The following is a 15,848-nucleotide window of genomic DNA, read 5'->3' on the forward strand; positions in this document are numbered from 1 at the left end:
AAAGCCCCGGTCAGAATGATCGGGGCTTTTGCATTTAAACGGCTGCCACGGGTATCGGCACATTCAACCGCTTATTGAAATCCAGCCAAACCCCCAGCAACGCCATCAATCCGACCCCCAACATTGCGCTGAATAGCTGCATCGCCAATACGTTCCCACCCAAGGCATTGAGCATGTCCGCCAACGGCGCCAGCAACACACCAAAACAAAACACCTCCAGGGAATATCGGCCCATGCGACAGCTTTGTCGCGCCAGCCAGTGTTGCGTCCAGCCCGTGTTCGGCAACAACCTGGCGGTGACGTAGGCGAGGGCGAGGAAGTGCAGCAGACGCGCCGGTGAGAGGTTGGTCTTGCTGATCGGATAGAGCCATTCGCCGAGCCATTGGGGCATGAACGCGTCATGCACGGTCGGCCATTTCCACGACAGCGCGATCATCCCGCTCATTACCAGATAGGTCAGAGCCGCGATGAAAACCGGCTGTCGAGTCAGCGGTCGAGGTTGCGGCGCCCGAGGCCTTTGCCGGTGAATCGCCGCCGCGCCCCCGAGAATAAACAGCAGCTGCCAGGCCATCGGATTGAAAAACCACACGCCCCCGTCGGTGCCCGCCAGGTTCCACTGCAACCATGGCGCCAGCAGGTACAACACCACCGACAGCCCCACCACGTATTCAGCCTTGCGCAGCAGCATCGGCAGTACCAGCGGCAGGCCGAGCAGCAACAGAATGTACAGCGGCAACGGGTCCATCAGGTTCGGCTTGAAGCGCAGCAGCAACTCGTCCATCAACGCTTGCTGCGGATTGCTGAGGAAATACTGCAAGCCCATTTCCTGCACCAGATCGCGGGTTTCCACGTGGCTGTTGGCGAAAAACACGATGCCCATCAGCAGCGCCAGCAAAAAGATGTGCACTACATAAAGCACCCAGGCGCGTCGCAGGATTTTCACCGTGGCGACCATGAGCCCGTCGCGCCGGGCGATCTTGCCGTAGGCCAGCACGGCCGCGTAACCGGCCAGGAACACGAAAATCTCCGCCGCATCGCTGAAGCCGAAGTTACGCACCGTGAACTGCGCGAGCGGGTTCTGTGGCACGTGGTCCCAGAAAATGAAAATCAGGGCCAGGCCGCGGAAAAAGTCGATTCGGTGATCGCGTCCAGACGTCATGAAGGCGGGCTCTTGAACGGGCTGTTGAATAAGGAGTTGCCGGCGCAGCAAAAGAGGGTGCGCCGCACATTGGCGGCGCGCAGGGTGCCGTTATTCACAGGCAATTGCAAAAGGCTGGATATTACCGAATGTCTCAGATGCTTATAGCGAACGGATCGAACGGCGTGGCCGTCGGTCTGCCGGACTGTCCGCGCACCAGAACTCCCCATGATGGCATCTGGCGAGCATCTACACTTCGGTTCTCAGGAGTGTGAAACGTGAAGGTTTCGCTGATTGTCCCGGTATTCAACGAAGAGCAGGCGATCAGTCTGTTCCATCAGGCGGTGCGTCGTGAGTTGAAACTTGACCCTTATGAAGTCGAGATCGTGTTCATCAACGACGGCAGTACCGATCAGACGGCTGAGCAGGCCAAGGCGCTGGCCCAGGTCGATGAACAGGTATTGCTGATCAATTTCTCGCGCAACTTCGGCAAGGAGCCGGCGTTGTTTGCCGGGCTGGAGTACGCCACTGGCGATGCGGTGATCCCCATGGACGTGGACCTGCAGGACCCGATCAGCGTCATCCCGAGGTTGATTGCCGAGTGGCAAAAAGGTGCCGATGTGGTACTCGCCAAGCGCCGGGACCGTGCCAGCGACAGTTACCTGAAACGCCACAGTGCGGCAATGTTCTACCACCTGCTGAACAGGATTTCCTACACCCGTATCGAAGAGAACGTCGGGGATTTCCGCCTCATGGATCGCAAGGTGGTCAATGTGATTCGCGCACTCCCCGAGCATCAGTTGTTCATGAAAGGCGTTCTTTCGTGGGCCGGTTTCACCACCGTGGTGGTGGAGTACGAGCGGGCCCAGCGGGTGGCGGGACGCAGCAAATTCAATGGCTGGAAGCTGTGGAACCTGGCGCTGGAAGGCATTACCTCGTTCAGCACCGTACCCTTGCAGTTGTGGACTTACATCGGCGGGGGCATTTCAATCTTCGCGGTGCTGTATGCGGTGTACATGGTGCTGGACAAGATTTTCTTCGGCAACAGCGTCCCCGGTTACCCTTCATTGATGACGGCCATATTGTTTCTGGGCGGTGTGCAACTGATCGGCATCGGCATTCTTGGAGAGTATGTCGGTCGCATCTACATCGAAGCCAAGCATCGGCCCCGGTATGTGATCAAAGACGTCATCGGCGGCAAAGACCGGGTCGGGCTTTAGCATGGGCAGACTGAGCGATTTTTTCAGCGGCGAAATCGGCCGTCGTCGGGTCTGGCTGTTTTTTCAACTCGCGACGCTGATCTATGTCATTCCGCTGATCCTCGCCGACTATCCCTACATCGATGACAACTGGCGTTCACTGTCCGCCGGCACGGACTGGGTGGGGCAGGGGCGGTTGTTCACCGAGCTGTTCTACAACGCGCTGACCTTCAGCGATGCCGCGCCGAACATCTTTCCGTTGCCGCTGTTGATCGCCTCCCTGGCCATGACTTTTGCGTTGACCAGCCTGACGTTTCATTACTACCCGCAGCCGACGCTATCCTGCTGCATGGTGGTGTTGCCGCTCTGGTACAACCCGTTCTTCCTGCAGAACCTGTCGTATCAATACGACGGACCGGCCAATGCCTTGAGCCTGGTGGCGGTGATCTATGCGATCACGTTTCGTCATCCTTCGCGCATCCTGCAATGGCTGGTGCCGGCCTTCCTGATTGCCCTGGGGCTGGGGCTCTATCAGGTGAGTATTAATGTATTTCTGGGCCTGTGTTGCCTCGAACTGCTCAGGGGCGCGAACGATAAATGGGCCTGGCCGCAATGGTGCGAGTTGATCGGCTGGAAACTCGCCCAGGTGGTGCTCGGCGGCTTGATCTACAGCGTCACCGCTTATCCATACATGGATCAGACCCGTGTTTTGTTCCTGAACTGGGCGGCAGCACCCTGGCTGCAACTGGAAATCAACATCGGCCGCGTGCTGGAAAAAGTCGTGCTGCTGTTTCACGGTGGATTCACCTGGGTGTTCGCCGTGCTGCTGTTGTGCGCCATCGCGGGCAGCGTGCAGCTGGCCCGGAACGTGGTGGCACGCCAGGACACGGCGTTGAGAAAAGTGCTGATGGGCCTGGCGTGTGTGCTGACTGTGCCGACCGTGATTTTTCTAGTGTCGGGGGCTGTGTTGTTTTTCCGGGATTTCAATGAAGGCGCCAGAACCTTGATGGGGTTCGCAGTGCTGTTGGTGCTGCTGTTCTATTTGAGCCATCTGGCGCTGGCACATATTCATGAGCGGCTGACGCTGCTGTTGGTGGTTCCGTTGCTGGCCATGCTTTCGCTGTCCTACGCCTATGGTCGCGTACTGTCGGTGCAGAACACCTTCGCTTCCAGCGCGTTGTTTTCCCTGGGGCATGACATTGCATCCCATCGGCAACTGCGCGAGGCCAAGCGCATTTACATGTCGGTGAGTTATTCCGATCACTGGCTGGTGGAGGCTGCGGGCTCGTTCAAGCGGATGCCGGTTTTGCATTATCTGCTGAACATCAACTTCTACATGCTGGCGGAAAACCTGCCGAAAGCGGGCATCACCAACGTGGTCGCGGAGCGGGAGCGACGCAACGCGACGTTGATGGGTTATCAGGGTTATCCACCGCTGGTGGATAACAAGTTCTACAACCTCTATCTGTTGGGTGACTACGGTTTTATCGTGATGAAAGAGCCGACGCCGATCGCCACGCTTGCGTGGTGAAACGGTGAGCGCTCCTGTGATCTATCTCAAACGCTTGCCATCCGGGGTTGCCGACGGTGCGGGTTTGCTGGGGGTGCTGGCGATCGCATTGTTGGCGAGATTTCACGCCATCACCGTGCCGGTCATCTGGTACGACGAGGCTTACAGCATACTGCTGGCCGAGGGCTCGCCTGCGTACATCTGGGCCACGACGGCTCGGGATGTTCATCCGCCGCTTTACTATGTCTTGCTGCATTACTGGATGGTGCTGTTCGGTCATGGCGTGTTGTCTGCGCGGTCCCTGAGCGCACTGGCTGATGTCGGCACGCTGTTGCTGGGCATTAAATTGATGAGCCTGTTGGCGACGCGAAGGGCGATCTGGATCGCAGCATTGTTGTTGGCGTTGCTGCCGATATCGGTGCGCTACAGCCAGGAAGTGCGAATGTATACCTTGCTGGGGTTTTGGCTGATGGGGGCGACTGTGGCGCTGGTGTGCTGGGTCAAGGCGCCGGATCAAAAGCGTTACCCGGCCGTTTACGTGCTGCTGATGACGGCGGCTTTTTACACGCACTACTTCGCCGCATTGTGCGTGTTGGTGCATTGGCTTTTTTGGTGGCGGGTGCGCAAGGTCCAGGACACGGTCCCCGTACGTGCGTGGATACTGGTAAACAGTGCAATCGTCGTGTTGTACCTGCCGTGGGCACCGCCTCTCGTCAGTCAATTGCTGCGAATGGACGGGCTCGAATGGATACCGCCGCTGACCTGGCCGACGGTGCTGACCTTCGTTTGGCAACTGGTGGTGATGGAGGGTTCGACCAGTGACTTATGGCGCGCGACACCCTTGGTTTTGATCATGGTTTGCGCCGCTGAGGTACTGTTCAAGGCACGCAACGAGCGACCCTTCAGTGTTTTGCTGGTGGGCTATTTTTTTGTGCCGGCGCTGACCGTGTTTCTGGTGTCGCTGATCGTGCCGGTTTTCAATGCCAGGTACCTGGTATTCGCCGCCGCTGCGTTGCCCCTTATCGTTGCGCTCGCACTGGACGCATGGAGCCAACGCCACGCTGTCCTTGCTGCTGTCGCCATGATTTTTATTGTCTTGGTGGAAGTGCACGGGCTGTCGGCGATTTACGCACAAACGGATGAGATGAACGGCACCAGCATTCGCAGAGACGCGAAACTGGACGCCGTGGTAGCAGGTCTTGGTCGCGAGGTGCGTCCGGGTGACGAGATCATTGTGGATAACCTGTATTGGTACTTGCCGTTCACCTACTACAACGCCACCGGCATTCAACCAAGGCTATACGTCGTCAAATCGCCGACCGGCACCCTGTGGGGAACCGCCGAATACGGTGGTTGGGCACTCATTCCCCGCCATCTGCTCTGGATTCTCTTCAATGACTTTTCGACCCTGAAACTGAACGCCAAGAGGGTCTGGTGGGTAACGGGTTATGTGCGCCCTGAACATGACGCCTTGTTTCCCGAACACTGGAAACAGGTGCTGACGTTGAAAGAGGGAGACAGTGAGGCTCGTTTGTTCATTCTGGAGGGAGCGCCAACCGTTGAGGTCGGCGCGCAAAAACACCCTATGCGGCAGCCGTTTCGTTAGGCTCAAAACTGTCCGCCCGTGCCATCTGCCACATCCGCGAGTAAAACTCGCCATTTACCTCACCGGTCAGCAACTCCCCCGGCTTGAGGAACACATGCAACTGCGAAAACAGCTTGATCTCGGTCGCCGACATGCGTCGCACCAGATGCTTGGCCGATAGCTGTGAAGGATGGTCGAGACCCGCGGCGGCGAGCATTTCGGCCAGGGCCTTCAGTGTATTGCGATGGAAGTTGTACACGCGCTGGGCCTTGTCCGGAACGACCAGCGCGCGCTGGCGCAGGGTGTCCTGGGTGGCGACGCCGGTCGGGCATTTGTTGGTGTGGCAGCTTTGCGACTGGATGCAGCCGATGGCGAACATGAAGCCGCGCGCCGAGTTGGCCCAGTCGGCACCGATGGCCAGGACGCTGGCGATGTCGAAGGCACTGACGATTTTGCCGCTGGCGCCGAGTTTGATCTTGTCCCGCAGGTTCAGGCCCACTAGGGTGTTGTGCACGAACAACAGGCCTTCACGCATCGGTACGCCGATGTGGTCGGTGAATTCCACGGGCGCGGCGCCGGTGCCACCTTCCTTGCCGTCGACCACGATGAAGTCCGGGAGGATGCCGGTTTCCAGCATGGCCTTGGCGATGCCCATGAATTCCCACGGGTGGCCCAGGCAGAACTTGAAGCCCACCGGTTTGCCGCCGGACAGTTCACGCAGTTGCGCGATGAAGTGCATCATTTCGATCGGCGTGGAAAACGCGCTGTGGCGCGACGGCGAAATGCAGTCTTCGCCCATCGGGATGCCACGGGTTTCGGCGATTTCCTGGGTGACTTTGTGCTTGGGCAGAATCCCGCCGTGGCCGGGTTTGGCGCCTTGGCTCATTTTGATTTCGATCATCCGCACTTGCGGGTTCTGTGCCTGGGCGGCGAAGCGTTCCGGGTCGAAGCGGCCATCGGCGGTGCGGCAGCCGAAGTAGCCGCTGCCCAGTTCCCAGGTCAGGTCGCCGCCGTTTTCCCGGTGATAGGGGCTGATGCTGCCTTCGCCTGTGTCATGGGCGAAGTTGCCGAGTTTGGCGCCCTGGTTCAATGCGCGAATGGCGTTGGCGCTGAGGGAGCCGAAGCTCATGGCCGAGATGTTGAACACCGACGCCAAGTACGGCTGGGTGCATTGCGGGCCGCCGACCATCACCCGGAAACTGCTCGGGTCGCTCAACGGCGCCGGGCGCATCGAGTGGCCGATGAATTCGAAACCCGACTGATACACGTCGATCAGCGTGCCGAAAGGTTTGTCGGCGCTCTCGTTCTTGGCCCGCGAATACACCAGCGAACGCTGGGCCCGGGAGAAGGGCAGGGCATCGCTGTCGGATTCGAGCAGGTACTGGCGGATTTCCGGGCGAATGCCCTCCACCAGATAACGGATATTGCCCAGGATCGGGTAGTTGCGGCGCACCGCATGAGGGCTTTGCAGCAGGTCGAACAGGCCCACCAGGCTGAGGACGCCGGTGACGGCGGCGATCGGCCAGAGCCAGTCGTAAGCCAGGAAGGGCAGGCTGGCGAGGGTGAATATCACACAGACGGCAAAGAAGGCGTAGCGGCTCAGGAGTGACAGGCTCATACGGTTTCCTTGGGTTCGGACTCGGTCATGTTGGACCGTGGTATACAGGCTTTTGTGGCGAGGGAGCTTGCTCCCGCTCGGCTGCGCAGCAGTCGCAAAACCTGCTGACAGGATTTGTCTGACTGAACGCATTGCCTGTTTTGGGATCGCTTTGCGATCCAGCGGGAGCAAGCGCCCTCGCCACAGAGATCTCCTGTGTTAGCACAGAGCGTCAGGCATTCTGCGCCTGGAGAATAAACGAAAACAGCCTGGGTTGAGATTTGATCCCTTGTTCGGCTGGTCAGACAGCCACTTTCGATTGCCGCACCGGCAGCTCGATCCGAAACGTGGTACCCACGCCGACTTCGCTGCGTACCGAAATATCGCCCCGATGTTTTTTCACGATGCCATAGGACAGGGACAACCCGAGCCCTGTCCCCTGGCCCACCGGTTTGGTGGTGTAGAACGGGTCGAATATTTTCTGCAGGCATTCCGGTTCGATGCCTGATCCGGTGTCCGCGACTTCGATCGACACCGTTTCACCTTCAAGCCCGGTACGCAGGGTGATGGTGCCCCGTTCCGGCCCCATGGCCTGAGACGCGTTGACGATCAGGTTCATGATCACCTGATTGATCTGCGACGGCAGGCACTCGATGTCAGGCAGCGTTTGATACTCCTTCACCACATCGGCCTTGTACTTGAGTTCATTGGCGACGATGTTCAGCGTCGACTCGATACCCTGTTGCAGGTTGGTCCACTGCCATTCCTGATTGGAGTCGACGCGGGAGAAGTCCTTCAGGTCTTTGACGATCTGCCCGACCCGGTTGATCCCGTCCTTGGACTCCTTGATCAGCAGCGGAATGTCTTCGCGCAGAAACTCCAGCTCGACCTTTTCCCGGAGCTGGCCGAGACGTTCGAGGACCTCGCTTGAGGTAATGGCCGCTTCCGCCTCCCGATAGGCATCGAGCATGGTCTGCAGTTGCTTGAAATAGCCATCGAGGGTGCCGAGGTTGGAGGAAATGAAGCCGATGGGATTATTGATTTCATGGGCGACACCCGCCGCCAGTTGCCCCAGCGAGGCGAGTTTTTCCGACTGCACCAGTTGGCTTTCCAGCTGTTTGCGCTCGTCGATTTCCCGCTGCAATGCTTCGCTGGCCTGCTTGAACTGGGTCGTGCGCTGATCCACCAGATGCTCCAGATGACTCATCTGGATAGACGCCCGTTCGGTCATGTCCCATTTGGTGAGCAGGGTGTTGGCCATCTGCTGGACTTCGATATTGTCGAACGGTTTTTTCAGAATCAGCAGGCGGTCGTGGGCGTGCAGGCGCTCCAGCAGTTCATCCCACGAATAGTCGGAATAGGCGGTACACACCACCACTTGCAGGCTCGGGTCTTCCTGCCACAGGTGTTCGATGGTCTGTGCACCGTCCCAGCCCTCGGGCATGCGCATGTCGACGAAGGCCAGGGCGTAGGGGCGGTTTTCCTGTAAGGCCTGGACGAGTTTGCCCAGGCCCTCCTGACCGCCGTAGGCCGAATCCAGTTCGAACAGCGGTTGGGTGGATTTCACTTCGCTGCCGAACAGCGCGGCCTCCATTTCGTCCAGTTCTGCATGTTTGGCCGAGGTTGGGGTGAGGATTTTGCGAAAGTCATCATGGATGGACGGCGTGTCGTCGATCAGCAGAATGCGGCGGTTCGATAGGTCGCTCATGCTTCCTCCATGACGGGGTTCAACGGGATCTGCAGGGTGAACAGGGCGCCCTTGCCCGGTCCGTCGCTGTGGGCGGTGAGATGGCCGTTCATTTCGATCGCGGCCAGCGCACAGCTGTGCAGGCCGAAGCCGTGGCCTTCCTTGCGGGTGGTGAAACCGTGGGCAAAGATCCGCGTCATGTTTTCCGGCGCAATGCCTTCGCCGTCATCCTTGACGCTGATTTGCAGGATCGTGTCCTCGACGACTTTTACCCCAAGGGTGATCTGTCGGGCTCGGTTGCTGAGGTCGGACATGGCGTATTTGGCGTTGCTGATCAGGTTGATCAGGATCAGCAACAAGCGGTGCTTGTCGCCCATCACTTGCGGTACGTCGCCGTACTCCTTGACCACCGTGACGTGATGCCGGGTCAAGGCGCCTGCGTTCATGCGCAGGGCGTCCTCGAGCAATTCGCTGATGTACAGCGGTTCCACCAGGTTGTTGGCCCCCGCGTAGGACTGCTGGGTGGCGACGATGTCTTTGATGTGATCGACGCTTTTGCTCAACTGCGCGAGTTCCTCGGCCATGCCTTGCTGTTCGAGGGCAATCGCCTCCACCAGTTGATTCAAATAGCCGGGCAGTAGTTTTCCTTTTTCGTTCTGGGTCAGAAAAGTGCCGAGGTCGCTTTGATGCTCGTTGATCAGCTGCATCGCCTTGCCCAGCCCCTGGGCCTTGCTGCTACGCAGCCGACGGCTGACCAGATCGGCCGAGATGTTCACGCTGTTGAGCACGTTGCCGACGTTGTGCAGCACGTTGGTGGCGATTTCGGCCATGCCGGCCTGACGCGCGGTGTCGAGCAATTCGCTCTGGGTATCCTTGAGTTCGCGGGTGCGCTCTTCGACCCGTTGTTCGAGGACTTCGTTGGCGGTTTGCAGTTCCTTGTTGACCCGCTGAGTCTCCCCGAAGCTGCGCATCAGGCGAATCGCCAGGTACACCAGCACCAGCACCAGCAGCGTCGAAAACACCAACATGTAGAAGTGGTAGCGCTGGTCGATGGCATCGGATTGCTGCTGGTCTTTGTTCAGCAGGCCGGTAATGTCGTCCAGTCGTTCGGCCACGGGAATGGCCTCGATGTTTTCCAGTAACCGATTGACCACCGGTTGCTCACGCAGGATCAGGGTGACGTGGTTACTCAAAATATCGATCGGGCTGTGAAACTGCTCCGGCAATCGTTGCTTGTTAACCCCCAGTTTGTTCATCCCCAGCAGAATATCCGCCGCTTTATCGTCGGAGGTGACCTGGGCGAATTCCAGGCTGCTGAGCAGCAGGTCGTAAGTGTCGGTGGCGATGTTCTGCAGTTGCAGCTTGTCTTCATCGGGCAGTTGGGCAAGCGGTTGCTGGATGTCGTCTTCGGCCGTGGGCAGGAACGCCAGTGAGTTGCGCAGCACCGCGTTGTGGGATTTGAATTGCTCCACCAGCCGGGTTTTTTCCTGGATGGCGGCAAGGTATGCCTCATGACTGGCACGCCAGGTCGGCGTGTCGTTGCGGCCGTGATTGGACTCCATGCTCTCGAACCGCTGCCACAGGCGCGTCATCTCGCTCAGCGGTGTCACCAGTGGATCGTAGTTGTGACTGATGGCGATCCTGGCCTTGAGAATCTCGGTTTCCCATTGCGCGTTCAACTGTTTGATCCGACCGATCAGGTCCCGGGATTCGGCGTAGGTCGACGTCTCGTTCGAGCTGGACTTGAGGTACAGGAACAACAGCGTCGAGGCCAGCAGCACGGCCACGGCTGCGAGCAGTGCCAGGTTGCGACGGGGGAACGTTTTCATAAAGGTTTGCCTCCCCATTCACCGGTCAGGGTCTTGAGGAATTTGATGATCAGGTCCTTGTCCTTGTCGGAGGGCACACGACCGAGCTGGAACTTGAACATCACGTCTACCGCTTCTTCGAGGGTTTTAGCCGAGCCGTCGTGAAAGTACGGCGCGGTCACGGCGACATTGCGCAGGCTCGGCACCTTGAACACGTTGCGGTCCTCTTCGGCCTTGGTGACCAGATAGCGGCCCAGATCGGCTTCGGTGGGGTTGCCACGAGCCTGAAAGTAATCACCCATGACCCCGAATTTCTGGAACATGTTGCCGCCGATGTTCACCCCCTGATGGCAGGCAATGCAGCCGTAGTCCTTGAAACGTTGGTAACCGTACTTCTCGTCAGTCGTGAGGATCTCGGTATTGCCCGACAGGTATTGGTCGAAGCGCGAGTTGGCACTGATCAGCGTGCGCTCGTAGGTGGCCAGGGCACTTTGCACATTGTTCATGGTGACGCCGTCCGGGTAGGCCTTGGTGAAAGCGTTTTTGTAATCCGGGTCGGCGGAGAGCATCTGGACCACTTGTTCCCAATGACTGCCCATTTCACTGGGGCTCTGCACCACTTCGTGGGCCTGGGTTTCCAGAGAATCGGCGCGGCCATTCCAGAATTGCCGGAAGTTCAGGCTCGCGTTGAACACGCTCGGGGTATTGATCGTCAAGGGATCGCCCTTGAAGCCAGTGGACAATGCCTTGTCGTCGGCGCCGCCGATTTCCAGACGATGGCAACTGGCGCAGGACAGGCTGTTGTTGACCGACAGCCGTGGTTCGTTGAACAACCGGCGACCGAGTTCGACTTGCAAGGGATTCTGCTCGGGCACTGCGGGCAAGGGTTTGAGCGGTTCGTCCAGCGGTGCGCCACTGGCTATCAGACAACAACCGAGTAGAGGCGCAAGGAGCAAGTAGCAGAAGGAACGTGACATCTTATGATTCCTTGGCTCAGGGCCTGTGTGTCGTTGCACATCGTTCAGGAGAGGGGCTTTACGGAGGTCAGGTATTGCACGAAGGCGTCCGGCTCCACGGCTTTGCTGAAGTAGTAACCCTGGCCTTCCTCGCAATGGAGCGCCTTGAGAAAATTCAGTTGTTCGAGGGTTTCCACCCCTTCGGCAATGACCGTCAGATTGAGGCTTTTGCCCAGGCTGATGATGGCGCCGACCAGAGCCGCGTCGTTGCTGTCACGGCCCAGGCCACGAATGAACGATTGATCGATTTTCAGTACATCGATGGGAAACCGTTGCAAGTAACTCAGGCTGGAATAGCCGGTGCCGAAGTCATCGATGGCCAGCCGTACCCCCAATGCCTTGAGCCGACTCAGCGCGACCATCGTGGCATCGACGTTCTGCATCAATACGCCTTCGGTAATTTCCAGCTCCAGCAAGGCCGGGTCCATGCCTGTGTTCTGGAGTATCTGTTCGATGCCGTCGACAAAATCCCGCTGGCGGAAATCGATGGCCGACACGTTCACCGACATGCACAGATTCGGCAGGCCTTTTGCCTGCCAGGTACGGGCTTGCCGACAGGCCTGGGCCAGCACCCATTTGCTTAACGGCACGATCAAGCCGCTGTCTTCGGCCACTGCAATGAAGTCTGTCGGGTAGATCCAGCCGTGCCCCGGTTTTTGCCAGCGGATCAACGCCTCGGCGCCGACCACCTTGCCGCTGCCCAGGTCGAGTTTCGGTTGGTAGTGCAGGACAAACTCGTTCCGCTCCAGTGCCAGGCGAATCCCCGACTCGATGGTCTGCTGTTCCCGCGCGCGCTGGTTCATCTCATCGATGAAAAAGCTGAAATCGTTGGGGCCGCTTTCCTTGACGTTGCGCATCGCGGTTTCGGCTTTCTTGATCAGTGCGATGGCATCGAAACCGTCATCGGGATAGATGCTGATGCCCAGGCTGGCCGTCACGCTCAAGTCGTGCCCGGCGACGTGCTGGGGCGCACGTATGGCGTTCAATAGTTTTTCGGCGATGCCCTTGGTCTGTTGGGGGTGGTGGATGTCGGCCAGGATCACCACAAATTCGTCGGAGCCGTAGCGAAACACCGAGTCGGAGGCGCGCACGCAGGCCACCAGGCTTTGCCCGACACGCTTGAGCATCTCGTCACCGGTCGGGTGGCCCAACGCATTGTTGATGCGCTTGAAGCGGTCGAGCCCCAGAAACATTACCGCCAGTTGTTTGTCATGGCGTCTGGACAAGGCCAGGGACTGGTTCAGCCGGTCACCCAGCAAGGTGCTGTTGGGCAGCTCGGTCAACACGTCGTACTGCAACAGATGAGACACCTTGAGTAGTTCGTGGACCCGGGCTTCGATGGTTTGCTCAAGGCTCAGTACTTTCATCGCCGCGTCCTGCGCCATCTGCCACTTCCAGGTCAGGGCGCTGGCCATCTGGCGGATTTCCAGGCTGTCGAAAGGTTTTTTCAACACCAGCAATTGATCGCCGAACTCCAGCCGTTCGGCCATGGCTTCCCAGGTGTAATCGGAGAACGCCGTGCACAGCGCGATTTGCAGGTTAGGGTCGACCTTCCAGAGCCGCTCGATGGTTTCCAGACCATCCCAGCCAGGCGGCATGCGCATGTCGGTGAACGCCATGGCGTAAGGGCGACCTTCTGCCTGGGCCCGCTTGACCAGTTTGAGTGCTTCCTGGCCCTGATAGGCGGAGTCGAGCTGGAAGACCAGCCGAGTCGTTTGTGGGGTGTCGAACAGCGCGGCTTCAGTGCCGGCGAGGGTGAGTTCATCGTCGGTATCGGCGCCCAGAATCTTGCGGAAGTCCTCATGGATCGAGGGCGTGTCATCGATGATCAGAATGCGCCGGTTGGCCTGGATGAACGGAGTTTTCATTCCTTGTCCTCCGTGGCACGTTGCGAATCACCCGGCATTGCTCCGGGATTGTGATTCGCGCACACGATGCTCCCGGCTTTCAACAGTTCGGCGGCCTGCTGGCTGCTGACCGCTTTGCTGAAGTAGTAGCCCTGGGCATTCATCGGTGAACCGGTGGCCATCAGCGAAGTACGTTGCTCCTGGGTTTCGACACCTTCGGCGATGATGCCGATCCCGACGTCGCGGGCGAAATTGATAATGGCCCGCAAGGTGGTGGCGCTGGCCGCGTCGTGGGCGGCGGTGTCGATGAACGCCTGAGCGAGTTTCAGGTGATTGACCTGGTAAGTCTTGAGGTAGTCGAACGAAGAGTATTCGGTGCCGAAGTCATCGATGGCGATCTTCACCCCCAGCTCACGCAGGCGTGGCAGGATATCGTTGTGCGTCCACTTGGTCTGGGCCAGGGTCGCTTCGGTGACGTCGAAACGCAGGTCCCACGGGCACAGATCCCAGCGGGCAGTGGTGCGCAACACGTCATAGATCAGCTCGGGACCACTCTTGAGCTGGGCCAGGGACAGTTTTATCGCCACCACCGGTGGTGCCATGCCTTCATCGCGCCACTGGTGCATTTGCCGACAGGCGCGCTCCAGCACCCAGTGACCGAGGGCGATGATGATGCCGGTCTTTTCCGCCGCGGGCAGGAATGCGGGGGCTTCCAGTAAACCGCGTATGGGGTGATTCCAGCTGACCTGCGCTTCCATGCCGAGGATCTTGCCACTGCTCAGGTCTACTTCCGGCCAGTAACGCAGTTCGAGCTCGTCGCGTTCGATGGCGGTTTTCAAGTCGTTGGCGATGGTCATGCGCTCGACCACTTCCTGATTGATTTCCTCGGAATGGAAGTGGTACTGGTTGCGGCCCTTTTCCTTGGAGCGATACAGCGCCATGTCGGCCTGGGTCAACAGGCTGTCGGCGCTGAGGCTGACCTGGGCGTAGCTGCTAATGCCGATACTGACCGAGACCCGCACGTCGTTGCCGGCCAGGGAGTAGGGCAGCACCAGTGCATCGCGGACCTTGGCGGCCAGGGCTGCTGACTGGGTCGGATCGCCGACGTCCAGTTGCAGAATCGCGAACTCGTCGCCCCCCAGGCGGGCGACCACGTCGTTTTCCCGCACGCAGGTTTTGATCCGTCGGGCGACCTCCTGCAGCAACAGGTCACCCACCGGGTGGCCCAGGGTGTCGTTGATGCGTTTGAAGTGATCCAGGTCCAGGTAAAACATGGCGAACGGGGTGGCCCCGCGCCGGGCGGCGGCGAACGCCTGATGCAGGCGCTCGATCAGCGTCGCGCGGTTGGCCAGTCCGGTCAGCCCGTCGGTGCGGGCCAGCAGGGCGATCTTTTCCTCGGCCAGTTTGCGTTCGGTGATGTCGATGATGATGCCTTCGACTTCCAGCAAGCGGCCTTCATCGTCGCGCACCGGGATGTAGCGGTTTTCGACCCAGCGCCAGTCACCGTCGCCGGTGCGCATCCGGAATTCGATGGAAGCACCGGCTGCATGGCGGTCCAGCACCCGCGCCATGGCGGTGTCGACTTTCTCTTGATCGTCGGGATGGATCAGCTCCTGAGCCCAGTTGGAAGAAGCCACCAGGGCCGCCGCGATGTGGCCGTATTTGGTGATGTTGTGGGAGATATACATCAACGGAAACGACGGTTCGCCCCGCAGCCGATACAGAATGGTCGGGCTGTTCTGCACAATGATGTTGGCGTCGGACAGCTCCCGGGTGCGCTCCTCGACCGCTTGCTCCAGCAGGGACATCTTCAGCGCCGCGTCTTCGGTCATTTGCCACTTGGCGGTCAATGCGCTGGCCATCTGGCGGATTTCGATGGCATCGAACGGTTTTTTCAGGATCAGCAGGCGATCGCCCAGATCCAGGCGCTCGTCGATGTCTTCCCAGGAATAGTCGGAATACGCGGTGCAGAGCGCCACTTGCAGCTTGGGATCGACCTGCCACAGGCGTTCGATGGTTTCCAGTCCGTCCCAGCCCGGCGGCATGCGCATGTCGATGAAGGCCATCGCGTAGGGTGAGTCATTCGCCAGCGCGGTCTCGACCTTGTCCAGCGCCTCACGGCCCTGAAACGCGGATTCGATGATAAAACCTTGCGACGATACCGACACGGGGGTGCCGAACAGGGCGTTTTCAGCGCTGGCCAGACTGTCGTCTTCGATCGATGACGGGCTGAGAATCTTGGCGAAATCCTCGTGGATCGACGCGGTGTCGTCGACGATGAGAATCCGACGATTAGTCCGCGCAAGCAGCGTATTCACTGACATGCGCCTGTACCGACAGCAGTTTGGTGCGATGAGCTCATAGAGGGTATCCCTTCCCTGAGTGCAGGACGGTGCGGGCATCGTTTGGATCCGAGTGACCTGAGCATAGTCGTCCGGTCGGATATTCGCCCGGTTGACTG

The 15,848-nt window shown here is 59.2% G+C and carries 10 protein-coding genes; 3 read left to right on the forward strand and 7 right to left on the reverse strand.

The genetic code is table 11. The features are described 5' to 3' along the window. Positions 1-34 precede the first annotated feature (34 nt). Positions 35-1,159, reverse strand: a complete 1,125-nt coding sequence (locus PGR6_RS05285) for an OpgC family protein (RefSeq protein WP_064616294.1) — start codon at positions 1,157-1,159, stop codon at positions 35-37. Positions 1,160-1,416: 257 nt separating this feature from the next. Between PGR6_RS05285 and PGR6_RS05290 the strand changes: the two genes are divergently transcribed. Genes PGR6_RS05290 through PGR6_RS05300 form a run of 3 tightly spaced genes read left to right on the forward strand, consistent with a single transcriptional unit; the run spans position 1,417 to position 5,453 of the window. Next, the gene (locus tag PGR6_RS05290; RefSeq protein ID WP_018926640.1) at positions 1,417-2,358 is read left to right on the forward strand and encodes a glycosyltransferase family 2 protein; all 942 of its coding nucleotides are present in this window, start codon (positions 1,417-1,419) and stop codon (positions 2,356-2,358) included. Between the two features lies 1 nt (position 2,359). After that, positions 2,360-3,868 carry a glucosyltransferase domain-containing protein gene (locus tag PGR6_RS05295; RefSeq protein ID WP_064616296.1) on the forward strand — a complete coding sequence of 503 codons (1,509 nt, stop codon included), beginning with the start codon at positions 2,360-2,362 and terminating at the stop codon, positions 3,866-3,868. Then, entirely contained in the window at positions 3,858-5,453 is a 1,596-nt protein-coding gene (locus tag PGR6_RS05300) for a glycosyltransferase family 39 protein (protein ID WP_064616297.1), read from the forward strand. The genes PGR6_RS05295 and PGR6_RS05300 overlap by 11 nt, the downstream gene beginning before the upstream one ends. On the opposite strand, the gene PGR6_RS05305 is transcribed toward PGR6_RS05300, so the two are convergent. The 6 genes from PGR6_RS05305 to PGR6_RS05330 form a co-directional block, all read right to left on the reverse strand. Then, on the reverse strand, positions 5,431-7,050 hold the full coding sequence (locus tag PGR6_RS05305) for an FMN-binding glutamate synthase family protein (RefSeq protein ID WP_064616298.1): 1,620 nt from the start codon (positions 7,048-7,050) through the stop codon (positions 5,431-5,433). The two genes, PGR6_RS05300 and PGR6_RS05305, sit on opposite strands and share 23 nt — an antisense overlap. 280 nt (positions 7,051-7,330) lie before the next feature. Then, positions 7,331-8,737 carry an ATP-binding protein gene (locus PGR6_RS05310; protein ID WP_064616299.1) on the reverse strand — a complete coding sequence of 469 codons (1,407 nt, stop codon included), beginning with the start codon at positions 8,735-8,737 and terminating at the stop codon, positions 7,331-7,333. Further along, a complete protein-coding gene (locus PGR6_RS05315) occupies positions 8,734-10,545 on the reverse strand; it encodes a DAHL domain-containing protein (RefSeq protein ID WP_064616300.1) in 1,812 nt (603 codons plus the stop codon). The genes PGR6_RS05310 and PGR6_RS05315 overlap by 4 nt, the downstream gene beginning before the upstream one ends. Then, complete coding sequence (locus tag PGR6_RS05320; protein WP_018926634.1) at positions 10,542-11,501, reverse strand: cytochrome-c peroxidase; 960 nt, start codon at positions 11,499-11,501, stop codon at positions 10,542-10,544. Before PGR6_RS05320 ends, PGR6_RS05315 begins: the two co-directional genes overlap by 4 nt. A 44-nt stretch (positions 11,502-11,545) precedes the next feature. Further along, positions 11,546-13,408, reverse strand: a complete 1,863-nt coding sequence (locus tag PGR6_RS05325; protein WP_064616301.1) for a putative bifunctional diguanylate cyclase/phosphodiesterase — start codon at positions 13,406-13,408, stop codon at positions 11,546-11,548. Next, on the reverse strand, positions 13,405-15,711 hold the full coding sequence (locus PGR6_RS05330; RefSeq protein WP_018926632.1) for a GGDEF/EAL domain-containing response regulator: 2,307 nt from the start codon (positions 15,709-15,711) through the stop codon (positions 13,405-13,407). Before PGR6_RS05330 ends, PGR6_RS05325 begins: the two co-directional genes overlap by 4 nt. Positions 15,712-15,848 lie beyond the last annotated feature (137 nt).

It is taken from the genome of Pseudomonas sp. GR 6-02 (assembly GCF_001655615.1).
Lineage (GTDB): Bacteria > Pseudomonadota > Gammaproteobacteria > Pseudomonadales > Pseudomonadaceae > Aquipseudomonas.

Coding starts and splice junctions, on each gene's coding strand:
- PGR6_RS05320 (WP_018926634.1), bottom strand. CDS start 11,501: ATGTCACGTTCCTTCTGCTACTTGCTCCTTGCGCCTCTACTCGGTTGT.
- PGR6_RS05315 (WP_064616300.1), bottom strand. CDS start 10,545: ATGAAAACGTTCCCCCGTCGCAACCTGGCACTGCTCGCAGCCGTGGCC.
- PGR6_RS05285 (WP_064616294.1), bottom strand. CDS start 1,159: ATGACGTCTGGACGCGATCACCGAATCGACTTTTTCCGCGGCCTGGCC.
- PGR6_RS05295 (WP_064616296.1), top strand. CDS start 2,360: ATGGGCAGACTGAGCGATTTTTTCAGCGGCGAAATCGGCCGTCGTCGG.
- PGR6_RS05305 (WP_064616298.1), bottom strand. CDS start 7,050: ATGAGCCTGTCACTCCTGAGCCGCTACGCCTTCTTTGCCGTCTGTGTG.
- PGR6_RS05310 (WP_064616299.1), bottom strand. CDS start 8,737: ATGAGCGACCTATCGAACCGCCGCATTCTGCTGATCGACGACACGCCG.
- PGR6_RS05330 (WP_018926632.1), bottom strand. CDS start 15,711: ATGTCAGTGAATACGCTGCTTGCGCGGACTAATCGTCGGATTCTCATC.
- PGR6_RS05325 (WP_064616301.1), bottom strand. CDS start 13,408: ATGAAAACTCCGTTCATCCAGGCCAACCGGCGCATTCTGATCATCGAT.